This is a genomic window from Oleiagrimonas sp. MCCC 1A03011 (genome assembly GCF_003267965.1).
Lineage (GTDB): Bacteria > Pseudomonadota > Gammaproteobacteria > Xanthomonadales > Rhodanobacteraceae > Oleiagrimonas > Oleiagrimonas citrea.
In genome coordinates this window covers 275,259-297,192 of record NZ_MSPY01000003.1, presented here as the reverse complement: position 1 = coordinate 297,192, position 21,934 = coordinate 275,259, and the positions used below count along the sequence as shown (strand labels likewise).

Genomic DNA, 21,934 nt, shown 5'->3' with positions numbered 1-21,934 from the left:
TCACAGCGCGCACAGCCGCTCGGCGCCGGCTTCCATCGTGGCGTCGTTCTTGGCAAAACACAGCCGTAACAAGCGCGACGACGGCGGTGTTTCGTAGAACGGCGTCAGCGGAACACCCGCCACACCGCACTCGCGCACCAGCCACTCGCTGAAATTGATGTCGTCGCTGTCGCGGATCTCGGAATAGTCCACCAGCTGGAAATAGCCGCCCGGCACGTCCAGCAGCTTCAGTCGAGAACCGGCCAGAAGTGCGCGGAAACGGTCGCGCTTCTCCTGATAGAACGCCGACAGCTGGTCGGCATGCTCGGGCATCTTCTCGAGCACCTCGGCGAACGCGAACTGCGCCGGACTGAAGGTGCAGAACGTCAGATACTGATGCACCTTGCGGAACTCCACCGACAGCGGCTTGGGCGCCACGCAGTAGCCCACCTTCCATCCGGTGCAGTGCCAGGTCTTTCCGAACGAACTGACCACGAAGCTACGTGCAGCCAGCTCCGGATGGCGCAGCACACTCTGGTGCAGCGCGCCGTCGTACACGATGTGCTCGTAGACTTCGTCGGAAAGCACCACGATGTCGGTATCGCGGACCACGTCGGCCAGCGCGTCGAGATCGGCCTCGCTGAAGATCGCGCCGCTGGGATTGTGCGGTGTGTTCACGATAATCATGCGCGTCTTCGGCGTGATCGCATCGCGTACGCGCTGCCAGTCGATGGAGAAATCCGGCAACGACAACGGCAGATGCACGGCGCGCGCGTCCTGCAGATTGATCGCCGGCTCATAGCAGTCGTAGGCCGGGTCGAACACGATCACTTCATCGCCGGCACGCACCGTCGCGGCAATCGCGGCGAAGATCGCCTCGGTCGCGCCCGAGGTCACGGTGACTTCGGTATCGGCGCTGACCCGACGACCGTAGGAACGCTCGGTCTTGCGCGCGATCTGCTCACGCAGACGAGCCACGCCGATACCCGGCGCGTATTGATTATGGCCTTCATGCATCGCGCGCGTCAGCGCCTCGCACAGCGCATCAGGCGGCTCGAAATCGGGGAACCCCTGCCCCAGATTCACGGCCTTGTACTCCAGCGCCAGCTGGCTCATGACGCTGAAGATGGTGGTACCGACCTTCGGCAACCGGGTCTCGATATGCATGCGCTGAACGTCTCTGCGTAGGACCGAAATGCTGTCGATACTAGCATGCGTCCCGTATGCCGAAGGACGCTCCGTACGCCCTATCCGGCGCGCATCTTGCGGCAGTCCATGTGGTTCTGCTCGGCCGCCTTGGGCAGACGTTCGGCAAGATAATCGACCAGCGCACGCACGCCCGGAAGCAGCCCGCGTCGACTGGAATAGACGAAATGCATGGTGCCGGGCACGGTGCCCATGCCCGGCAGCACGGCTTCCAGTTCGCCGCGAGCCATGGCCGGTGCCACGATCCACTCCGGCAGAATGGTCACGCCCATGCCGGCGCAAGCTGCCGCGAGCAGGACCGAGAATTCGCCGGTGATCAGTCGCGCCTGCATAGGCACGTCGATACTCGCTCCGCTGCCGTCCGTCAGCGGCCAGACTTGCGGCGCATCATGCTCGAACGGCGACAATGCGGGCAGCTTCGACAGATCCATCGCACGCTGCGGACGCCCCAGCTCATCGAGCAGTTTCGGGCTGGCCACGGCCAGCATGCGCGACTCGCCGAACGTGCGCATCACCAGCGTCGCATCAGTGTCCAGCTTGGCACGCACGCGGACGGCAATGTCGATGCCCTCGCCAATCAGGTCCACCCGGCGATCCGTGGAGATTAGGCGAACCTGGACCTTCGGATACTGGTTCATGAATTCGGGAAGCAGTTTCGCCATCACCGTCTGCGACAGCGAGATCGGACAGGTCACGCGCACGACGCCGCGCGGCTCGCTGCGCAGTTCGTCGATGGCGTCCTGCGCCGCCTGAGCCTCTTCCAACACCGCGCGGCAATGCGCGTGGAAGCGCTCGCCGACCTCGGTGACCACGAAGCGGCGGGTGGTCCGCTGCAGCAGACGCACGCCCAGCCGATCCTCCAGCTGCGACACCCGCTTGCTCAGGCGCGACTTGGGTATCCCCAATGCGCGCCCGGCGGCCGAAAAACCGCCATGCTCGACGACCGCGGCGAAGAAATACAGGTCGTTGAGGTCGTGCAGTGCACCGTCGCGGTCTTCCACGACTGTTCTCCTTGATGAACGATATGTTCGTTTATGCCCTCTTCCGGAGTCATTGTCCAGATACCAGAATAGTTCGCAGATAGAACCCACTTCCTCTCGGAGTCATTCCATGAACATTCTGCATCTGGACGCCAGCGCCCTCGGCGCACATTCGGTAAGCCGCCAACTGACAGCGGACATCGTGGCCAGCCTTCGCGACACCCATCCCGACGCCAACATCGTCTACCGCGACCTGGCCGCCGACCCGATCCCGCATTGGCAGCCAGTGGTGGATGTCAGCCGCGAACCGAGTTCGCTGGGCGAAGAGATTCTCGACGAATTCCTCGACGCGGATATCGTGGTGATGGGTGCACCGATGTACAACTTCGGCATCACCACCCAGCTCAAGGCGTGGATCGACCGCATCGCGGTACCCGGCAAGGTGTTTCGCTATACCGAAAACGGCCCCGAAGGACTGGCCGGCGGCAAGCGCGTCATCATCGCGTCCTCGCGAGGTGGCATCTACAGCGAAGGCCCTGCCGCCGCCATGGACTTCCAGGAAAACTATCTGCGCGGCTTCCTGGGCTTCATCGGTATCACCGACATCGACATCGTGCGTGCCGAAGGCATTGCCATGGGACCGGAACAGAAACAGAAGGCCCTCGAGCAGGCCCGCAACACCATTCACGGCCTCACGCGCCGCGCAGCCTGATTCTGGCTGCAAACACACGTGCCTCGCCGTGGCGGATCCGTGTCCGCCGCGGCTTTTTCATGCGTTCCTTTTGAGACAGGCAATCAGCGACTTGCATCGATGGCGGTGAGGGTGGGATTCGAACCCACGGTGGTATCGCTACCACGCCGGTTTTCAAGACCGGTGCCTTAAACCGCTCGGCCACCTCACCGTTTGCATTGTCGAGGCATCGCACCACTTCATGTGTCGTGCGATGCCGGGCCGCAACCTCGACCCGCGCCGATCAGACGTCCGGCGGTCCCAGCGGGCGCTTGCGCTGCACCCGGCGCAAGGCGCCGAAGTAGATCGCTGCGCCGAACACCGTCGTCGGCAGCATCATGCCGAAGAAAAACACTCGACGCGACACTTCCCCGCCGAGCAGCATCGGCACGAACGAGGCGTATGCCGCGAGAAGCAGCACGACCGCGAGCTGACGACGCAGCTTGATCCGCGAAAGACGCACCCAGAGCGCCAGAATCCCCAGGCCGACCAGAAAACCGAGGAACTGCCACGGCTGCGCGAATCCACAGAGCTGCGAATACAGCAGGATGCCCGCGATCATGACCGCCAGCTCCGCAATAGCCAATCCCTGCTGCCAGCGATCCTTGGTCTCCATGATTTCTTCTTTGACTTACGTGATGGTCGATGCGCCACGCATGTACGGACGCAGGGCCTCGGGAATGGTAATCGAACCATCGGCATTTTGCCCGTTTTCCATCACCGCGATCAGGCAGCGGCCGACCGCCAGACCGGAACCATTGAGGGTATGCACCAGCTCCGGTTTGCCGGTCTCGGGATTGCGCCAGCGCGCCTGCATGCGGCGTGCCTGGAAATCCTCGAAGTTCGAGCAGCTGGAGATTTCGCGATAGGCCTGCTGACTGGGCAGCCAGACTTCGAGGTCGTAGGTCTTGGCCGAGCCGAAGCCCATGTCGCCCGTGCACAGCAGCATCTTGCGGTAGGGAAGATCCAGCAGCTGCAGGATCTTCTCGGCATGGCCGACCATCTCCTCGAGCTGATCGTAGGAATGCGCCGGATGCGCCACCTGCACCATCTCGATCTTCTCGAACTGGTGCTGGCGGATCATGCCGCGCACGTCCCTGCCGTAGCTGCCAGCCTCGGCACGGAAGCACAGCGTGTGCGCGGTCATGCGCATCGGCAGCGCGTCGGAGTCGACGATGCTGTCACGCACCAGATTGGTCAGCGGCACTTCGGCGGTGGGAATCAGGTAGCGCTTGGAGTCGCCGACCTGCGTGGCGAAGAGATCTTCCTCGAACTTAGGCAACTGGCTCGTGCCCAGCATGCTCTCACTGTTCACCAGCACTGGCACGTTGCATTCGAGGTAACCATGCTGCTCGGTCTGCACATCGAGCATGAACTGCGCCAGCGCGCGATGCAGGCGCGCCAGCTGGCCACGCATCACGGTGAAACGCGCGCCGGAGAGCTTGGCGCCGGCCTCGCCGTCCAGCCAGCCGTGACGCTCACCGAGTTCGACATGGTCCTTGACCTCGAAATCGAACGCGCGCGGCTCGCCCCAGCGCGACTGCTCGACGTTGTCGTTTTCATCCTTGCCCTCCGGCACTGCGGCATGGGGCAGATTGGGAATGCCCAGCGCGATGTCGGACAACCGCGCCTGCACATCCGCCAGAGCCTGCTCGTTGGCCTTGAGCTGATCGCCCAGCCCGGCCACCTCGGCCAGCAGCGGCGCGATGTCCTCGCCGGCGGCCTTGGCCTTGCCGATACTCTTCGAACGCGTGTTGCGCTCGGCCTGCAGTTCCTGGGTGCGCGTCTGCAACTGCTTGCGTTCGGCCTCCAGGGCCTCCACCGCAGCCGTATCGAGATCGAAGCCGCGCGACTTCAGGCGCGCAGCGGTTTCGGCAAGCTGCGAGCGCAGCAGCACCGGATCGAGCATGGGAACATCCTTTACCTATCGCAGGAACGACGATTATCGCGGCAGGCCAAGGGATCGCGCAAACCTTGCGCGCTGCAAAAAGTCGTCACGGCGATGGCCGCGTTACCATTCACCGCGCATGCACGCGCCAGCCGGCACGATAACGGGGCAGTCGCCCAACCGCACGATTCGGCGCGAACCCACGCATCCTCCCGGAGAAACGCTTGAAGATCCTGTTTTCCCTGCTGCTTGGCACGTCGGTCGCACTGACTCCCGCGCCCCATGCCGGCGCCGCCCTGCGCTTCTCCACCGATGCACCCGGCACAGCGCTTCCCTCGGGATGGCGCGATTACGCCATGTCGCGGCATCGTCCGGCCGCGCCGACCACGCTGATGCGGGAGAACGGAAAAACTGTACTCAGCATCGACACCGACAAGAATGCCGCCGCCGTCGCCCACAAACTCGATCTGCCCGCCTCCACCCTTTTGAGCTGGCGCTGGAAGGTCGACCACAGCGTCGCCGCCGCCGACATGACGCGGCGCTCCGGCGATGACTCCGCCGCGCGCGTATACGTGTTCTTCGCCGTGCCGCGAAGCAGCCTCTCGCTGTATCAGCGCATGAAACTCAGCCTGGCCGAGCATGTCCTGGGCCATCCACTGCCCACCGCCGCGCTGTGCTATGTGTGGGACAACCGCCATGCCGTCGGCACCATTGCACCCAGTCCGTTCTTCAGCGGTGTGCGCACGATCGTGCTGCAGAGCGGCAATCGCCATGCCGGGGCTTGGCAGCCCGAGACGCGCGACCTCGCTGCGGACTTCCGCGCGGCGTTCGGGCACAAGGCCCCGCCCATCACAGGCATTGCGCTGGCCGCGGATTCGGACAACACCGGCGGCAACGCGCACGCTTGGTTTGGCGACATCACCCTGACCCCCGATGCCACCCGGAACGCATCGACAGCGACGCGAGCGGGAAACGCGCCCTGACCGTTTCGGTGGCGGCAGTCAGCCGCCGCGCGCCTTGCGCCGCGCCTCGCGCAGCGCGCCCAGCCGTTCCTTGACCTTGATTTCCAGCCCGCGCTCGACCGGCTCATAGAAGGCCGTCCCGTCCAGCGCATCGGGCAGGCACTGCTGATCCAGCGCCACGCCGCCCTCGGCATCGTGGTCGTACTGATAGTTCTTGCCGTAGCCGAGTCCCTTCATCAGCTTGGTCGGCGCGTTGCGCAGATGCATCGGCACTTCCAGCGTGCCGGTTTCCCCCACCGCGGCGCGCGCCTGGTTGTAGGCCTTGTAGGCCGCATTGCTCTTCGGCGCGATGGCCAGGTAGATCGCCAGTTGCGCCAGCCCCAGCTCGCCCTCCGGCGTGCCCAGACGTTCGTAGGTATCCCACGCATCCAGCGCCATGCGCCAGGCGCGCGGATCGGCCAGACCGACGTCCTCGACCGCCATGCGCGTCATGCGCCGGGCCAGATAGCTGCGGTCGCAGCCGCCGTCGAGCATGCGCGTGAGCCAGTACACGGCCGCGTCCGGGTCGGAGCTGCGCACCGATTTGTGCAACGCCGAAATCTGGTCGTAGAACTGCTCGCCGCCCTTGTCGAAACGACGCGTGCGATCGGCCAGCACCTGTTCCAGCGTGGCGTCCCCGATGCGACCGCCCTCGGCCAGTTCGGCGGCGATCTCGAGCAGGGTCAGCGCGCGACGCACATCGCCATCCGCAGCCTGCGCGATCATCCGCAGCGCGTCGTCCTCGACGTCGAGCGCTTGCGTGCCGAGGCCACGTTCCTCGTCGTCCAACGCGTGCCGAAGCGCCTGCACGATGTCGTCCTGCGCGACCGCTTCCAGCACATGCACGCGGCAACGCGACAGCAGTGCCGAGTTCAGCTCGAAGGACGGATTCTCGGTGGTCGCGCCGACAAACAGGATCACGCCCTTCTCGATATGCGGCAGGAAAGCGTCCTGCTGCGCCTTGTTGAAACGATGGACCTCGTCGACAAACAGCACCGTCCGGCGCCCCTGCGCGAAATGGCCCTCGGCCTCGGCCAGCGCCTTGCGCACGTCCGGAAGACCGGAAAGTACTGCGGAAATGGCGCGGAATTCGGCATCGGCGTATTTCGCCACCAGCAGCGCCAGCGTGGTCTTGCCACACCCTGGCGGCCCCCACAGCACCATGGAGTGCACGCGCCCCTCTTCCAGAGCACGCCGCAGCACGCTGTCGCTGCCCACCAGACGACGCTGGCCGACGATCTCGTCCAGGGAACGCGGCCGCATGCGTTCGGCCAGGGGTTTGAGGCCTTCCGGCTCGGCGAACAGGCCCGGCATCGAGGGCGTTTTGTGCTGCACCATGGCGGCATCATAGAGATTCGACCGCAGCACCGCGACCATCCGCGTGTCCGAAGATGTCATTGATCGTCATCGCTCAGCCCCCTGACGTCTTCGCCGCGAAGACGAGCGCACCTTACGCGTTCGCTCAACACGGCCTGTAGGCCATGGCACAGACAGTGTGGGCGCGCCCTCGCCCCTGTATGATGCGGGGACTCGATTCGTCAAGAAAGCCGGGGATTCATTCGCTTGAAGGCCGATACAACCCGCGTTCGCGCCTGTTGTTCGCACATGGGCGCAGCATGAATTCCCCCATGCGCACATTTCTCCTGCTGGCCCTGACCGGCTGGCTGCTGCTGTGCCGTGCCGGCATGGCGATGGCGGCGCCTGCCGCGTCCTGGTCGGCCTTCGATACGCCCTGGTTCACCCATATCGGCATCGACGAGGGCCTGCCGCATTCGGTGACCACTGCCGTCGCCCAGGATCGCAACGGGCTGATATGGATCGGCACCATGGGTGGGCTGGTGCGCTACGACGGTTACCGGATGCAACGTTTCGATACCGACGGAAAGAAGGCGTCGGCGCTTCCGGACAGCTACGTGCGCAGCCTGCTCGCGCTGCCCGATGGACGCATCCTGGTCGGCACCAACGCCGGCGGCCTGGCCGTTTTCGATCCCGCCACCAATGCGTTCCACACCTACCCGATCGGTCCGAACGGCACCTCCGACGCCAAGATCTACGACCTCTCGCAGGGCCGGGACGGCATCGTCTGGATCGCCACCGATCGCGGCGTGGACCGCCTCGACACCCATACCGATACGATTCGTCACGTCCCGCTCGGCAAGCGTTTGGCGCCGCGCAACTTCAGCGTATTCGAGGACCGTGCCGGAAACCTCTGGGTCGGCAACGACCGGGGACTGTTCGAACGCATGGCCGGCACGCGCAAGTTCGTGCGGCCAAGCGCGAACGACGATGCCGTCTCGACGACCGTGCTCGACGATCAGATCTGGTCGATCACCGAGGACCGCGAAGGTCGCATCTGGGCAGGCAGCGGGCAGTCCGGCGCGGTCTACCGCGACCGTAGTGGACGCTGGCACCCCGTTCCCGATTTCAGCGGCTACGATGCCGGCGCACGCCGCCCGACCGTACGCGCCATGCTCGAAACCGACGACGGCACGATGTGGATCGGCACCGATGGCGCCGGCATTGTCGCTTATCGCGTAGGCGCGGCCACCAGCCAGCATATCGATCACGACCCCGCACGCGCCTCTTCCCTGCCTGGCAACACCGTGCGCGGACTGCTGGAGGACGCGACCGGCAATCGCTGGGTCGCGACCGACCTCGGCGTGGCGCGGAGCAACGGACATGCGCGCACCGCTTTCGCGGTTCTTTCGTCGCCGCTTCAACCCCGTGCACTGGCGGACCCCAACGTCCACGGCATCTATGTCGACAACCAGAACCGGGTATGGCTCGGCCTGGGCATGGGCAAGATCGATCTCATCCCCGCGGACCGCGAGCATCTTCGCCACCTGCATCTCGGAGGCAGTCAGGCGCATCGCGACGTGCAGGCCTTCGCGGAGGGACCGGATGGAAGCATCTGGGTCGGTTCCCAGGGCATGGCACGCATCGATCCGAAGACGTTCGCCGTGCACGATTCCGTACTGCCGGAGCTCGACAACAAACCGGTACTGACGCTGCTGCGTGCCGGCCGCTATCTGCTGATCGGCACTTACGAAGGTGTCTACCGCTACGATTTTCGCAACGGTCGGCTGACACACTTCATGCATCAGCCGAACGACCCGCATAGCCTGGCCAGTGACACAGTCCGTCAGATCGTGCAGGTGGGCGACGAGATCTGGTATGCCACCACGCGCGGCATCAGCATCGCGAAGAGCGCCGGAGCGGACACCGGCTTTCGTTCATTGCGACACCACGACGGAGACGCCGAGAGCCTGCCGCAGAACTACGTGGGCGGTATCGCACGCGATGCGCGTGGGCGGATCTGGGTGAGCACATTCGGCGGTCTGGCCGTCATCGATCACTATCGGCCGAACGCGCCGGTCCACTTCCGTGTCATCAATCAGGCTCAGGGCCTGGCCAGCGACAAGATCAACGCCGTGCTGATCGACGACGATGGCGCGGCCTGGGTCAGCATGTCCAACGGGCTGGCGAAGATTGATCCCGATACCGGCCATGCGCGCAATCTCGGCATTCGCGACGGACTGCATATCGCCAGCTACATCTACATCGCCGCCGCCAAGGCGGATGGTCGACTGCTGTTCGGCGGACTGGGCGGGTTGAGCGTAGTGCGCCCGCGGGTGCAATCCGATGACGGCGCAAAGGGACGATTGTCGATCACCGCCGCCACGCTCAACGGACACGATGTGCCGCCGGCCGAACTGCCGCACAGCGGCCAGACCCTGACCGTGGACCGCAGTGGTCGCAGCCTGCGCGCGGAATTCGCCCTGCTGGACTACCATGCGCCACGCGAAACCGCCTACAGCTATCGCATGCAGGGGTTCGACGAAACTTGGACGCACACGCCGAAGGGAACGCCGCCAGCCGCGATCTACACCAACCTCCCTCATGGCCGGTACACCCTGCAATTGCGCGCCCGGACACACGGCATGTACCCCCATGTCGTAACGACTTCGTTCCCGGTCGTGGTCAGGCCGCTCTGGTACGAAACGCTGCCATTCCGACTGGCCATTGCGGTGCTGGCGCTGCTCCTGATCTTCGTGCTGGTCCATCTGCGCACGCTGTATCTGCGCCGTCAGGCGCAACGGCTGCAGCAGCAGGTCGACGAACGCACCCGCGACCTGCAAGCTGCGAACCTCCGTCTGGACCAGCTCGCCGGCACCGATGAACTCAGCGGCCTGTACAACCGTCGCCGCTTCCTGGAACTGGCCGAAGAAGTGCGCGCGAAGGCCGAATCGGGACACGCCTGCATGGTCCTGCTCGATCTGGACCGGTTCAAGCAAGTCAACGACACCTATGGACACCTTGCCGGCGACGCCGCGATCCGCGCAGTCGCCAGCGTAATCCGCACGCATTGCCGCGAAACCGATCTTGCGGCTCGCTTCGGCGGCGAAGAACTGGTGATCTGTCTGCCGGACAGTTCGCTGGAACAGAGCATGCAGATGGCCGAACGCATACGCGAGACGCTGGCGCAGACATCCATTCACCACCAGCGAAGCAGGATCACCGTGACCGTCAGCATCGGTGTCGCGGCGCTGCGCGAAGGCGAGTCGCTGCAGCAGTGGATTTCACGGGCCGATGCAGCGCTCTATGCAGCCAAGGACAGCGGCCGCAATCGCTGCAAGGCCGCCTCCTGACGAGTCGCTTTCAGCGTTTGGAGATCTTCGGTCTGCGTGCAGCGCGAAGACTGCGACGACGGTGGAGGATGTAACCGAACCCGATCAGCGCCGCGAGGACTGCCGGCAAAAAAAGCGTCCGCTCGCGCCAGAAACCGAATGCATACGCGCCTACGAAACCACCGCTGAGAAAGCCCCCGAACAACAGCAGGTAAAGACGCAACCGGCGATTGTCGATCGCCAATCCGCGCAGACGATGGCCGATCAGCAAGCCGAGGTCGGTGAGAATCCCGGTGACGTGCGTGGTCCGCACCACGGCGCCGCTGAACGTGGTGACCATCGCGTTCTGCAGTCCGCAGGCCGCTGCAGCGACCCATAACCCCGCATTTGCGTGTGCATGGATCAGGGGCACCGCGGCGAACAGCAGCAGCGACTCGATCACCAGTGCGACGCCATAGCGCTGTCCGAGTTGCAGTGATGTGTCGCGCACGATCATGCCGCTGGTCGCCGCGCCCGTCAGAAATGCCAGCATGGCGCCCAGGTAGCGAATCAGGCCGGCATGATTGCCTTCCACCGCACTGACGCCGACCAGCGTCGTCGTGCCGGTCATGTGCGTGACCGCCTGGTGATCGAAGCTGAGATAGCCGACGGCATTGACCATGCCGGCCAGCAGCGCCAGCAGCGTGCCCCCGAACCAGACCCAGCGCGGCAGACGGCGAATCATCGCACTCCCCTGTACGTGCGTCCCGGAACCGGGTCAGGAGCCACCCAGCGGACGCACTTCGGGAATGCCGCTGGTGTCGCCGACCACGTCCGCGCCCTTCGGCGGGGTGAAGGTGAACAACGATGAAGGCAGCGACGGATTGCGCTGCCAATGACTGAAGCGAATCACCGATTCCGCGCCCAGACGGTCCGTGAAGCGCATCTCCACAAGCCCTTTGTCATCGAAACCGAGCTGCGCCGACTGGATATTCTGCGCGCTGTCCCGCGGGCTGAGCTGCAACCATTGCAGGCCGTCGCGTGTGCCCAGTTCGGTCACCGTGAATTCCTTGTCCACGCGCGACGGATCGGTCAGTACCGTCAGCGGACTGTGCGCTTCGCGCAGGCTCTGCCGCTGCACCGTGACCTGTTCAAGGTCCGGGTCGTAGGTCCACACGCGACTGCCGTCGGCGACGATCAACTGCTGATACGGCGTCTTGGTCTGCCAACGGAACAATCGCGGCGTCTGCAACGCCACGGTGCCGCGACTGGTCTGACCGGTTCGACCATTGGCGTCGGTCAGGGTCTGCGTGAAGTCCCCGCGCAAGGCATGAAGATTGTGCGCAAAGGCGTCCAGACGGGCCCGGGCGGTCTGCGCGGACTGCGCAGCGAACGGTGCGAGGCACAGGATCAACAGCAGCGTGGCGAAGCGAATCTTCATGGACGAACCTGCAGAAACAAGAAGGATGCGTTCAGCTTGAGCGAAATGATTTGAAGCGAGGCTGAAGCGCCTCAATCGCGCGGCGGCGGCGGTGCCAGCACTTCGCGGGTACCGTTGTGCTGCGGCGCGCTGACCACGCCGTCGGCCTCCATCTGTTCGATCAGTCGCGCGGCGCGGTTGTAGCCGATGCGCAGATGCCGCTGCACGCCGGAGATCGACGCGCGGCGCGTCTGCGTGACAATGGCCACGGCCTTGTCGTACAGCGCCGCGTCGCCGCCACCGCCTTCATCGGCATCTTGCGGCAAACCGGACTCGCTGATGACCTTGCCATCGCCCAGCGTCTGCACGTCTTCCAGCACGCCCTCAATGTAGTCGGGCTCGCCCTGCGACTTCAGCCACTCGACCACGCCATGCACCTCGTGATCGTCGACGAAGGCGCCATGCACGCGTTCTGGCGTGGCCGTGCCCGGAGGCAGGTACAGCATGTCGCCGTGGCCCAGCAACGTCTCCGCGCCGGACTGGTCGAGAATGGTGCGCGAGTCGATCTTGCTCGAGACCTGGAACGCAATGCGAGTCGGAATGTTGGCCTTGATCAGGCCGGTGATGACATCCACCGACGGGCGCTGCGTGGCCAGGATCAGGTGGATGCCGGCGGCACGCGCCTTCTGCGCCAGACGCGCAATCAGCTCTTCGACCTTCTTGCCGACGATCATCATCATGTCGGCGAATTCGTCGATGATGACCACGATGTGCGGCTGCGGCTGCAGCGGGTCGGCGGTCAGTTCCGGCTGTTCCGGATTGGGCTTGAACAACGGGTCCAGCAAGGGCTGCCCCGCCTTCTCGGCCTCGTTGACCTTCTTGTTGAATCCGGCCAGATTGCGCACGCCGACCGCGGCCATCAGCTTGTAACGGCGCTCCATCTCGGCCACGCACCAGCGCAGCGCGTTGGCGGCCTCCTTCATGTCGGTGACCACCGGCGCCAACAGATGCGGAATGCCCTCGTAGACCGACAGCTCCAGCATCTTCGGATCGATCATGATCAGGCGCACGTCGTCCTTGCTGGCCTTGTACAGCAGCGACAGGACCATGGCGTTGACGGCGACCGACTTGCCCGAACCGGTGGTGCCGGCCACCAGCAGATGCGGCATCTTGGCCAGATCCACCACGACCGGCCGACCGCCGATATTCTTGCCCAGCGCCAGCGACAACGAACTCTTGGCGGCGTCGTATTCCTTCGAGCGCAGGATTTCCGAGAGATAGACGATCTCGCGCTTGGTGTTGGGAATCTCCAGGCCGATCACGTTCTTGCCCGGGATCACATCGACCACGCGCACGCTGACCACGGACAGGCCGCGTGCAATGTCCTTGTCCAGATTGGACACCTGGCTGCCGCGCACGCCCGGCGCGGGTTCCAGCTCGAAACGGGTGATGACCGGACCGGGATAGACCCCGACCACGCGCGCCTCGATGCGGAAATCCTTCAGCTTCAGCTCGACCTGGCGCGAAAGCACTTCCAGCGCTTCCTCGCTGTAGCCCGGCCCCTGCGGCGGCGGCTCGTCCAGCAGCGACAGCGGCGGCAGTTCGCCCTTGGCAGAGGAACTCTTGAACAATGGAATCTGCGACTCGCGCGTGGCGCGCTCGCTCTTCTCCACGCGCGGCTCGATCGGTTCGATGCGGATCGGTTCGCGCCTGGCCTGCTTCACCGCCTCGACCTTCTTGACCGCCGTGCGCTCGGCGCGAGCCGCACGGGCCGCCAACATGTCCGGCGCCTTGCGCAGACGCGCCCCCAGCCAGGCACCGAATGCCAGCACACCGCGGCCGATGACATCCATCACACGGAACCACGAAAGGCCCGTGGCCAGCGTGATCGCGATCAACAGCAGCGCGAACAGCAACAATGGCGTGCCCTGACCGAAGGCACTGCCCAGACCATGACTGACCGCCTCGCCGAGCACACCGCCGGTTCCGGCCGGCGCGGCACGGTAGTGACCGAAGTTCAGCGCCGCCAGCCCCGGCCCGACGATGAAGAACAGCACGAAACCGACCAGACGAAGCGCCGGCTCGTACGGCGTCACCGACTCCGCGTTCACGTCGCGGCGCAGAACCTTCAGACCCAGCGCCAGCAACAGCAGCGGAAAGGCGTAGGAGACGACACCGAACAGATAGCGCAGCAGGTCGGCGATCCACGCGCCGACCATGCCGCCCAGATTGTGAATGTCGTCAACCTCGGACGCGTGCGACCAGCTCGGGTCCTGTGCGCTGTAGGTCGCCAGACACAGCAGCAGATACACCGCCAGTGGCACCAACAACAGGACGCCGGCTTCGCGCAGACGCCGGCGCAGGTCCTCGTTGAGGCCGCTCTCCGGTTCCTGCGCTTTCCCCTTGGCCTTGGCGCTGGTCTTGCGTGCCACGTGGTGTACTACCTCAAGAAATCAGGGCAACTGCATGAAATTTCAGGAAACGTTATAGCACGTCCTGCGCACTTGTTCATGCCCCGAATCGCCCGCGCCGAACCCGGTGCCGCCGCGTGGCAGACAAACCGGCCCAGCGCGGGACACGGGCGTTACGCATCGGCCCTCAAGGCAGGATGCACGATTTCGCCGCCTTCGACATTGATGCCCGCACGCAGCGGTTCATGCTCGCGCCAGCTGACGCCGGCCGCCAGGCGCTGCACGTACGGCAGGATCGCCGCCGAAATGGCCTGACTGGAGGTCTGCTGCACCGCACCCGGCATGTTGGTGACGGCGAAATGCGTGACACCGTGCACATCGTAGGTCGGCTCGGCCCAGGTGGTCGGTTTGGAGGTCTCGAAGCAACCGCCCTGGTCGATGGAGATGTCCACCAGCACGCTGCCCTTCTCCATGGTCTTGACCATGTCCTCGGTGACCACGCGCGGCGCCTTGGCGCTGGGGATCAGCACCGCGCCGATGACCAGGTCGGCGTCGGCCACGTGCTCGGCCACGGCCTGCTCGTAGGCATACAGCGCGGTCACGTTGTGGCCCAGCGCCATCATCTCGGCCATGCGGTCCTGGCGCTTGTCGAACACCACCACGTTGGCGCCGGCCTGCGCCGCCAGCGCAGCGGACGCACCGCCGGCCGCGCCGGCGCCCAGCACCACCACCTTGCCGCGCTCGGCCGAGGCCAGACCGCCCAGCAGCTTGCCCTTGCCGCCGTTCGGGCGGTGCAGCAGGGTGGTGCCGCATTGGGTGGCGATGCGACCGGCGATAATCGACATCGGCGTCAGCAGCGGCAGCGAACCGTTCTCTTCCACCGACTCGAAGGCCACACCGGTCAGGCCGATCTCGAGCAGACGCTCGGTCAGCGCCGGCTCGGCGGCCAGGTGCAGGTAGCAGAACAGCAGATGATGCTTCTGCAGATGCTCCAGGTCGCCCGCGATCGGCTCCTTGACCTTGACGATCAGTTCGCCGGCCGCATACAGCGCCGCGGCGTCGGCCGCGATCTGCACGCCAACCTGGGTGTAGGCCTCGTCCGAGAAGCCGCTCTTCTCGCCCGCGCCGGACTGGATGAAGACCTCGTGGCCACGACGGACCAGATCGCCGGCCGCGGCGGGCACCAAGGCAACACGGCCCTCGAGGGTCTTGGTTTCGGAAGGAATGCCGATACGCATGGGACGAACAACCTCGCAAGAACTTCTGCTGAAAAAGGACGCGCCGCGCGGGTTCGCGCTGCGCACCGACCGGTACGTCTTGAATCGCCGCGCCGCCTTCCCCATTCTGTTTCACTCCGCAGCACCAACCCGCAACGCCGCGGTACCGTCGAAGGCACCGTGGAAGCATGGCGGAAAGCGCTCCGAATGGAGCTGGCGGGCACGACCCGATACGCCGTACCAAACCCCAAGGATTATACATGAGCACCCCCAAGCACAGCCGTCTTCTGATCCTCGGCTCCGGCCCCGCCGGCTACACCGCCGCGGTCTACGCCGCCCGCGCCAACCTGAAGCCGACAATGGTCACCGGTCTCGAACAGGGCGGCCAGCTGATGACCACCACCGACGTCGACAACTGGCCCGGCGACCAGAATGGAGTGCAGGGTCCGGAACTCATGCAGCGCATGGCCGAGCACGCCGAGCGCTTCAAGACCGAGATGATCTTCGACCACATCCACACCGCCGACCTGACCCAGCGCCCGTTCCGCCTCAAGGGCGACAGCGGCGAGTACACCTGCGACGCGCTCATCATCACCACCGGCGCCACCGCCAAGTACCTCGGACTGGCCTCGGAGGAGCACTTCAAGGGCAAGGGCGTGTCGGCCTGCGCCACCTGCGACGGCTTCTTCTTCCGCGAACAGGACGTGGCGGTCATCGGTGGCGGCAACACCGCGGTCGAGGAAGCGCTGTACCTGGCCAACATCTGCCGCAAGGTCTACCTGGTGCACCGCCGCGACTCGCTGCGCGCCGAAAAGATCATGCAGGACAAGCTGTTCGAGAAGGTCAACGCCGGCAAGATCGAGATGGTCTGGGAACACACCGTCGACGAAGTGCTGGGCGACGATTCCGGCGTGAACGGCGTGCGCGTGCGCAGCACCAAGGACGACAGCACCCGCGACCTGGAAGTCACCGGCATGTTCGTGGCCATCGGCCACACCCCGAACACCGGCATCTTCGACGGTCAGCTGGACATGAAGAACGGCTATATCACCATCAAGAGCGGTCTGGCCGGCATGGCCACGATGGCTTCGGTGCCCGGCGTGTTCGCCGCCGGCGATGTGGCTGACCAGGTCTACCGTCAGGCCGTCACCTCGGCCGGCTTCGGCTGCATGGCGGCGCTCGACGCCGAGCGCTGGCTGGATCAGCAGAATCTCAACGGCTGATCCGCCGTCTGTCGACCGACCGGCGCATCACGATGCGCCGGTCGGTCCCGCTATCCTGACCGCATGCTCACGGCCCGCTTCCACGATTCCCTGGACGACATCGAGGCCTCGGCCTGGGATGCGCTAGCCGGCGCGGCGAACCCGTTTGTCTCGCACGCCTTCCTCGCCGGACTGGAACGCCACGACTGCATTCGTCGCGAGTGGGGCTGGCAACCGCATCACCTGACCCTGCACGACGGCGAGCGCCTGATCGGCGCCGCCCCGGTCTACCTGAAAGGCAACTCGCACGGCGAATACGTGTTCGACTGGGGCTGGGCGCATGCCTGGGAACAGGCCGGTGGCGACTACTACCCGAAACTGCTGCTGGGCGTGCCCTACTCGCCCATCCCCGGGCCGCGCCTGCTGGTCGCCGACGGCGACGAAGCGCCGGCCCTGCGCCGCGCGCTGATCGACGCTCTCGCCGAGGAAGCGCGCCGCCACGGTCTGTCCTCGGTACACGCCAATTTCCTGACCGACGATGACCTGGACGCCTTCGACGATGCATGGCTGCCGCGCCACGACATCCAGTACCACTGGCACAATCGCGGCTACGGCGACTTCGCGGACTTCCTCGCCGCGCTCAAGCACAAGAAGCGCAAGAACATCCGCCACGAGCGCCGCCAGGTCGCCGACAGCGGACTGGCGTGCGCGATGGTCGCCGGCAACCGCCTCAGCGACGCCGAATGGATGCAGATCCACGCGCTCTACCAAGCCACCTTCGACGAGAAAGGCAACCACGCCGCGCTGACGCTCGACTTCTTCCGCCATCTGGCAGCCTCGCTCGGCGACAGCGTGCAGGTGGCGCTGGCGCGGCACGGCGACGACATCCTCGCGATGGCGCTGTTCCTTCGCGGCGAAAACACGCTGTACGGCCGCTACTGGGGCACCCGCGTCGATGTACCCGGCCTGCACTTCGAACTGTGCTACTACCTCGGCATCGAACACGCCATCGCGCACGGACTGCAACGTTTCGAACCAGGTGCACAGGGCCGCCACAAGATGGCGCGCGGCTTCATGCCCACCCGCACGCACTCACGCCATTTCCTGGTCCACGAGGGATTCCGCGCGGCCGTGGCGCGTGCCTTGCGTGAGGAAGACGAGGACATGCAGGTCTATGCCGAGGAGCTGCGCGTGCACAGTCCATACGCCGAAGCATAGGATGCACCATACATTTCAAGGACTGATTGCATCATGAGCATGAACGAAGAGAACAAAAACGATCATTCGAATGCCAGCGAACATGACCTTGCCCTGCTGCAAGGCGAATGGGTGCAGGTCGGCGTCGAGGATAATGGCGTCATCGACCCGCCGGATACCTATGGTGGCGCAGGTGTCATCACCCTCATCGACGGCCATCGTTTCGAAGCTCGCTCTCCAGATGGCACACTCATGCTGCACGGCACCTTCACGCTAGACGCCACGACCACGCCCAAGTCCATCACCTGGGTCGACGCCATCGGCGAAGAGGCCGGCCAGCCGATCCTGGCCAGTTACAAGCTGGACGACGACCGCTTCGTGTTCATCGCCGCCGATCCGGGCATGGCGCGACCCACGCAGTTCCGCACCACGCAGGGACTGACCATGCGCAGCTTCGTGCGCCGCGACTGAAGCGTACCGTTCCGCGTCGTGGCACCATGAGCGTGTCATGACGCGCCTTCCGCTCACGTTTTTCGAACCGGGTTCACCGCCGCATTTCCCGCCGGTCTCGCACGCACTGCGCGATCCGAACGGCCTGCTCGCTGTCGGCGGCGACCTGCGACCGGAGCGCCTGCTGGCCGCCTATCGCCACGGCATCTTCCCCTGGTTCAGTGAAGGCGACCCGATCCTGTGGTGGTCGCCGGACCCGCGCTGCGTGTTCCGCACCGAACGTCTTCGACCCAACCGCAGTCTGCGCCGCCAGGTCCGCGGCAAAGGCTGGCGGATCACCGTGAACCAGGCCTTCGACCGGGTCATCGAAGCCTGCGCCGCTCCACGCCCCGGTCAGGACGGCACCTGGATCGGCCCTGCGATGATCCAGGCCTATAGCGTCCTGCACCGCCTCGGCCACGCCCACAGCGTGGAAGTATGGGACGACGACGCCCTGGTCGGTGGCGTATACGGCGTGGCCGTGGGCCGGCTTTTCTGCGGCGAGTCGATGTTCAGCGCACAGAGCGGCGGCTCGAAACTGGCGCTGTGCGCGCTCGCCGCACTGCTGCGTGAAGGCGGCGCACCGTTGCTCGACGCGCAAGTGAGCAACCCGCACCTGCTTTCGCTCGGCGCGGAAGAATGGCCACGCAAGGATTTCGTCGCCCGTGCCGAAGCGCTGGCGTCGCAACCGCTCACTGCGGACATCTGGCGCCCGACTCCACCGCGCCTCACCGACGACCTGCTGCGAACGGCGAAATCCAGCCCGTGACCGCGCGCACGGCAATCGCGGCGGCTCGCGACGCATCCGTACCCGGAAGACGTCTCAGTTCGACGATGCAATGAAGCTATTGGGCGCATATAGCACCCAGGGGTAGGTACGCCCCTTGAACCGAACCTCCGCTCTGAAAGCAACGCAACTGTGATCGGGACACGGGCCGGGCGCCGCGTCGCTCTTCACCAGCGTATATCCGTGGCTCGTGTTGATCTCGCGGCAGAACTGCGGTGCGCCGCCAACGATCTTGATCACCACCGGACTGGCGTAGTGGCTCTTGTCCTGAAGCACCTGATGCTTGAACTCCTCGGCGGTGCACGCCCAGGAATCCTTCTTGAATGTGACCGACGTGGCTTGTGCGGGCGGAGCCATCTGAGCTTCCTCGGCCAGCGAGGGCATGGTCGCGTTCCTGCCGAAATGCCAGAGCAGAAAAGCCCCGAGCACGACCAGTCCGAAAAGTGCACGCTTCAACATCCGTATTCCCCCCTGTTGTTTTGTCCGATCGCGGCGCACCGCGACGTCGGCGCGCATCTCCCTGACACACACCAACAAGACACTCTATCGAAATCTCGTCGGCGCGGCGATCAGGCCGCCTCGGCCACCAGCAGTAGCGACAGCGCCCGGCCACCCTCGGGGTCGCGAGGCGTTCGACGCTCGACCACGCGCAGCCCGCTGGCCTCGATCAACGCTGTCCAGCTCGCAAGTGTGCGGAAGTACCACGGCGGCGCATCGCCGAATCCGTCGCCGCAACCCTGCCACGAGCCGCTGCGCCAGCCGTCCCGGGCCTCCGCGCCGTCGCAGACCGAGTCGGGATGCAGTGTCTGGATGATCAACGCCCCGCCAGGGTGCAGCCATTCCGGCACGCGTTCGAACAGACGCTCGACCACGGTCTTGCCGAACAAGGCGAAATTGCACGTCACCACGTCGAAGCGCGCGTCCAGCCCATGCTCGCCCAGAGCTTCCTGGGTCCGCACACGATACCGGCCGGGACCGGCCGCCTGTGCCTGTTCGATCAGCGCGCGGGCGCCATCCACACCCAGCACGTCGATGTCCAGGGCTGCCAGTGCGCGCACCAGCCATCCCTCGCCGCAGCCGATATCCAGCGTGGTGCGGGGATGCCGCGCGAGCACGGCGTCGAGGATCGCGCCATCCGTCGCCACGCGGCGGCTGCGGATGCCGCCGCTGCGCACCGCGTGGGTCCAGGCCGCCGCGTTGGCGTCCCAGAGCGCGCGGATGCGGGTTTCCTCATCCATGTCGGACCGCGACTCAATCGCCGCGTGCGGTGTAATGCGTGCCGATGTAGTCCTCGACGATACCGATGAACTCCTGCGCGATGCCTTCGCCGCGCAGGGTCACGGTCTTCTTGCCGTCGACGAACACCGGCGCCGAAGGCGCCTCGCCCGTACCCGGCAGCGAGATGCCGATATTGGCGTGCTTGGACTCGCCCGGCCCGTTGACCACGCAGCCCATGACAGCGAGCGTCATGTTCTCCACACCGTCGTACTTCACGCGCCATTCCGGCATCTTCGCGCGCACATGCTCCTGCACGGCCTTGGCCAGCTCCTGGAACACCGTGCTGGTGGTGCGCCCGCAGCCCGGACAGGCCGTGACCAGCGGCGTGAAGGCGCGCAGGCCCATGGTCTGCAGCAGTTCCTGCGCGACGATGACTTCCTGCGTGCGCGACTGCCCGGGTTCCGGCGTCAACGAGATGCGGATGGTGTCGCCGATGCCTTCCTGCAGCAGCACCGCCAGCGCGGCGCTGGAGGCGACGATGCCCTTCGAGCCCATGCCGGCCTCGGTCAGACCGAGGTGCAGCGCATAGTCCGAACGCGCGGCCAGATCGCGGTAGACGGCGATCAGCTCCTGCACACCCGACACCTTGGCCGAGAGGATGATGCGGTCGCGCGACAGACCGAGTTCCTCGGCCCGCGCAGCCGAATCCAGTGCCGAGCGGATCAGTGCCTCGCGCGCCACGTGCGCGGCGTCCCACGGCTTCGCGCGCTGGTGATTCTCGTCCATCAGCACGGCGACCATGGACTGGTCCAGCGAACCCCAGTTGGCGCCGATGCGCACCGGTTTGTCGTATTCCAGCGCCTTCTCGATGATCGCGGCGAACTGCGAGTCCTTCTTCTTGCCGAAGCCGACGTTGCCCGGATTGATGCGGTACTTCGCCAGCGCCTCGGCGCAGGCCGGCTCGGCTTCCAGCAACTGGTGGCCGTTGTAGTGGAAATCGCCGACCAGCGGCACGGACACGCCCATCATGTCCAGGCGTTCGCGGATACGTGGTACCGCAGCGGCCGCCTCGGGATTGTTCACGGTAATGCGCACCAACTCGGAACCGGCGCGCGCCAACTCCGCCACCTGCTTCGCCGTGCCCTGTACATCGGCGGTGTCGGTATTGGTCATCGACTGCACCGCGACCGGCGCGCCGCCGCCGACCTGCACTGGACCGATGCGCACACCGACACTGTGACGGCGCGGCTCGGACTCGGCGTTGCGGGGCGTGATTTCGGAGGAATGCTCGGGGACGGCGGACATGGTCGGAATCGAAGTATGCGAGGACGCCAAGGATAACCGATGCGGCGACGCGGCCGATCGCCCGGATACCTGAGGCAGATCCGAAAATCCTGTCCGCGCTCCGCACATGTCGTCAGACAGGCGCTGGTTCCCGGCGTTCGCCGGGATGACGCCCTCGTGCCGCTTACTGCGCCGGTTGCAATTCGTCATGCCTGCGCAAAACAGGAACTCAGGTATCGCGCAGTGCACCCAACCCTCGCCACACATGGCCTGACCGCACCTCCCGAACAGAATCCCCCCCGTCATTCCTGCACAAGC

19 protein-coding genes and 1 tRNA gene are annotated in these 21,934 nt (G+C 65.4%); 7 read left to right on the top strand and 13 right to left on the bottom strand.

Annotated elements, in window-relative coordinates:
• Positions 1-1,146 (bottom strand): pyridoxal phosphate-dependent aminotransferase, encoded by a 1,146-nt coding sequence (locus BTJ49_RS07905; protein WP_113064835.1) that lies wholly within the window; start codon positions 1,144-1,146, stop codon positions 1-3.
• 80 nt (positions 1,147-1,226) lie between these two features.
• Entirely contained in the window at positions 1,227-2,186 is a 960-nt protein-coding gene (locus tag BTJ49_RS07900; RefSeq protein WP_240601777.1) for a LysR substrate-binding domain-containing protein, read from the bottom strand.
• Between the two features lie 109 nt (positions 2,187-2,295).
• On the opposite strand from BTJ49_RS07900, the gene BTJ49_RS07895 reads away from it, so the two are divergent.
• On the top strand, positions 2,296-2,877 hold the full coding sequence (locus BTJ49_RS07895; protein WP_113064834.1) for an FMN-dependent NADH-azoreductase: 582 nt from the start codon (positions 2,296-2,298) through the stop codon (positions 2,875-2,877).
• Between the two features lie 100 nt (positions 2,878-2,977).
• Here BTJ49_RS07895 and BTJ49_RS07890 read toward each other — a convergent pair.
• The 3 genes from BTJ49_RS07890 to serS all read right to left on the bottom strand — a co-directional run bounded on the left by BTJ49_RS07890 (position 2,978) and on the right by serS (position 4,804).
• Positions 2,978-3,067 (bottom strand) — tRNA-Ser (locus BTJ49_RS07890).
• A 72-nt stretch (positions 3,068-3,139) separates the two neighbouring features.
• Entirely contained in the window at positions 3,140-3,511 is a 372-nt protein-coding gene (locus tag BTJ49_RS07885; RefSeq protein ID WP_113064833.1) for a hypothetical protein, read from the bottom strand.
• A 15-nt stretch (positions 3,512-3,526) separates the two neighbouring features.
• Entirely contained in the window at positions 3,527-4,804 is a 1,278-nt protein-coding gene (gene serS / locus BTJ49_RS07880) for a serine--tRNA ligase (RefSeq protein WP_113064832.1), read from the bottom strand.
• Between the two features lie 203 nt (positions 4,805-5,007).
• Between serS and BTJ49_RS07875 the strand changes: the two genes are divergently transcribed.
• Positions 5,008-5,766 carry a DUF3047 domain-containing protein gene (locus BTJ49_RS07875; RefSeq protein ID WP_240601776.1) on the top strand — a complete coding sequence of 253 codons (759 nt, stop codon included), beginning with the start codon at positions 5,008-5,010 and terminating at the stop codon, positions 5,764-5,766.
• An 18-nt stretch (positions 5,767-5,784) separates the two neighbouring features.
• On the opposite strand, the gene BTJ49_RS07870 is transcribed toward BTJ49_RS07875, so the two are convergent.
• Positions 5,785-7,122 carry a replication-associated recombination protein A gene (locus tag BTJ49_RS07870; RefSeq protein WP_168184693.1) on the bottom strand — a complete coding sequence of 446 codons (1,338 nt, stop codon included), beginning with the start codon at positions 7,120-7,122 and terminating at the stop codon, positions 5,785-5,787.
• Positions 7,123-7,412: 290 nt separating this feature from the next.
• On the opposite strand from BTJ49_RS07870, the gene BTJ49_RS07865 reads away from it, so the two are divergent.
• Positions 7,413-10,433 (top strand): ligand-binding sensor domain-containing diguanylate cyclase, encoded by a 3,021-nt coding sequence (locus BTJ49_RS07865; protein WP_240601775.1) that lies wholly within the window; start codon positions 7,413-7,415, stop codon positions 10,431-10,433.
• Between the two features lie 10 nt (positions 10,434-10,443).
• Here the strand turns inward: BTJ49_RS07865 and BTJ49_RS07860 are convergent, their stop codons facing one another.
• From BTJ49_RS07860 to BTJ49_RS07845, 4 genes are all read right to left on the bottom strand, one after another.
• Complete coding sequence (locus BTJ49_RS07860) at positions 10,444-11,136, bottom strand: YoaK family protein (RefSeq protein ID WP_113064829.1); 693 nt, start codon at positions 11,134-11,136, stop codon at positions 10,444-10,446.
• A gap of 33 nt (positions 11,137-11,169) precedes the next feature.
• Entirely contained in the window at positions 11,170-11,832 is a 663-nt protein-coding gene (gene lolA / locus BTJ49_RS07855) for an outer membrane lipoprotein chaperone LolA (protein WP_113064828.1), read from the bottom strand.
• A 71-nt stretch (positions 11,833-11,903) separates the two neighbouring features.
• Complete coding sequence (locus tag BTJ49_RS07850) at positions 11,904-14,174, bottom strand: DNA translocase FtsK (protein WP_113065091.1); 2,271 nt, start codon at positions 14,172-14,174, stop codon at positions 11,904-11,906.
• 221 nt (positions 14,175-14,395) lie between these two features.
• Complete coding sequence (locus BTJ49_RS07845) at positions 14,396-15,460, bottom strand: alanine dehydrogenase (protein ID WP_113064827.1); 1,065 nt, start codon at positions 15,458-15,460, stop codon at positions 14,396-14,398.
• Positions 15,461-15,699: 239 nt separating this feature from the next.
• On the opposite strand from BTJ49_RS07845, the gene trxB reads away from it, so the two are divergent.
• From trxB to aat, 4 genes are all read left to right on the top strand, one after another.
• Complete coding sequence (trxB, locus tag BTJ49_RS07840; protein WP_113064826.1) at positions 15,700-16,662, top strand: thioredoxin-disulfide reductase; 963 nt, start codon at positions 15,700-15,702, stop codon at positions 16,660-16,662.
• 63 nt (positions 16,663-16,725) lie between these two features.
• Positions 16,726-17,859, top strand: coding sequence for a GNAT family N-acetyltransferase (locus BTJ49_RS07835; protein ID WP_113064825.1), 1,134 nt, complete (start codon positions 16,726-16,728; stop codon positions 17,857-17,859).
• Between the two features lie 33 nt (positions 17,860-17,892).
• Positions 17,893-18,309: a TIGR03067 domain-containing protein gene (locus tag BTJ49_RS07830; RefSeq protein ID WP_240601774.1), complete on the top strand. Its 417-nt coding sequence runs from the start codon at positions 17,893-17,895 to the stop codon at positions 18,307-18,309.
• Positions 18,310-18,346: 37 nt separating this feature from the next.
• Positions 18,347-19,096, top strand: a complete 750-nt coding sequence (gene aat / locus BTJ49_RS07825; protein WP_113064824.1) for a leucyl/phenylalanyl-tRNA--protein transferase — start codon at positions 18,347-18,349, stop codon at positions 19,094-19,096.
• A 54-nt stretch (positions 19,097-19,150) separates the two neighbouring features.
• On the opposite strand, the gene BTJ49_RS07820 is transcribed toward aat, so the two are convergent.
• Genes BTJ49_RS07820 through ispG form a run of 3 tightly spaced genes read right to left on the bottom strand, consistent with a single transcriptional unit; the run spans position 19,151 to position 21,637 of the window.
• Positions 19,151-19,630: a hypothetical protein gene (locus tag BTJ49_RS07820; protein WP_146742301.1), complete on the bottom strand. Its 480-nt coding sequence runs from the start codon at positions 19,628-19,630 to the stop codon at positions 19,151-19,153.
• Between the two features lie 53 nt (positions 19,631-19,683).
• A complete protein-coding gene (locus BTJ49_RS07815) occupies positions 19,684-20,352 on the bottom strand; it encodes a class I SAM-dependent methyltransferase (RefSeq protein ID WP_113064822.1) in 669 nt (222 codons plus the stop codon).
• A gap of 13 nt (positions 20,353-20,365) precedes the next feature.
• A complete protein-coding gene (ispG, locus tag BTJ49_RS07810) occupies positions 20,366-21,637 on the bottom strand; it encodes a flavodoxin-dependent (E)-4-hydroxy-3-methylbut-2-enyl-diphosphate synthase (protein WP_113064821.1) in 1,272 nt (423 codons plus the stop codon).
• Positions 21,638-21,934 lie beyond the last annotated feature (297 nt).

Bases quoted from the DNA above. Each gene is read 5' to 3' on its own strand.
- BTJ49_RS07815 (WP_113064822.1), bottom strand. From the start codon at position 20,352: ATGGATGAGGAAACCCGCATCCGCGCGCTCTGGGACGCCAACGCGGCG.
- ispG (WP_113064821.1), bottom strand. From the start codon at position 21,637: ATGTCCGCCGTCCCCGAGCATTCCTCCGAAATCACGCCCCGCAACGCC.
- BTJ49_RS07830 (WP_240601774.1), top strand. From the start codon at position 17,893: ATGAGCATGAACGAAGAGAACAAAAACGATCATTCGAATGCCAGCGAA.
- BTJ49_RS07820 (WP_146742301.1), bottom strand. From the start codon at position 19,630: ATGCGCGCCGACGTCGCGGTGCGCCGCGATCGGACAAAACAACAGGGG.
- trxB (WP_113064826.1), top strand. From the start codon at position 15,700: ATGAGCACCCCCAAGCACAGCCGTCTTCTGATCCTCGGCTCCGGCCCC.
- BTJ49_RS07845 (WP_113064827.1), bottom strand. From the start codon at position 15,460: ATGCGTATCGGCATTCCTTCCGAAACCAAGACCCTCGAGGGCCGTGTT.
- BTJ49_RS07870 (WP_168184693.1), bottom strand. From the start codon at position 7,122: ATGGTGCAGCACAAAACGCCCTCGATGCCGGGCCTGTTCGCCGAGCCG.
- BTJ49_RS07865 (WP_240601775.1), top strand. From the start codon at position 7,413: ATGCGCACATTTCTCCTGCTGGCCCTGACCGGCTGGCTGCTGCTGTGC.
- BTJ49_RS07835 (WP_113064825.1), top strand. From the start codon at position 16,726: ATGCTCACGGCCCGCTTCCACGATTCCCTGGACGACATCGAGGCCTCG.
- BTJ49_RS07905 (WP_113064835.1), bottom strand. From the start codon at position 1,146: ATGCATATCGAGACCCGGTTGCCGAAGGTCGGTACCACCATCTTCAGC.
- lolA (WP_113064828.1), bottom strand. From the start codon at position 11,832: ATGAAGATTCGCTTCGCCACGCTGCTGTTGATCCTGTGCCTCGCACCG.
- BTJ49_RS07860 (WP_113064829.1), bottom strand. From the start codon at position 11,136: ATGATTCGCCGTCTGCCGCGCTGGGTCTGGTTCGGGGGCACGCTGCTG.
- serS (WP_113064832.1), bottom strand. From the start codon at position 4,804: ATGCTCGATCCGGTGCTGCTGCGCTCGCAGCTTGCCGAAACCGCTGCG.
- aat (WP_113064824.1), top strand. From the start codon at position 18,347: ATGACGCGCCTTCCGCTCACGTTTTTCGAACCGGGTTCACCGCCGCAT.
- BTJ49_RS07895 (WP_113064834.1), top strand. From the start codon at position 2,296: ATGAACATTCTGCATCTGGACGCCAGCGCCCTCGGCGCACATTCGGTA.
- BTJ49_RS07885 (WP_113064833.1), bottom strand. From the start codon at position 3,511: ATGGAGACCAAGGATCGCTGGCAGCAGGGATTGGCTATTGCGGAGCTG.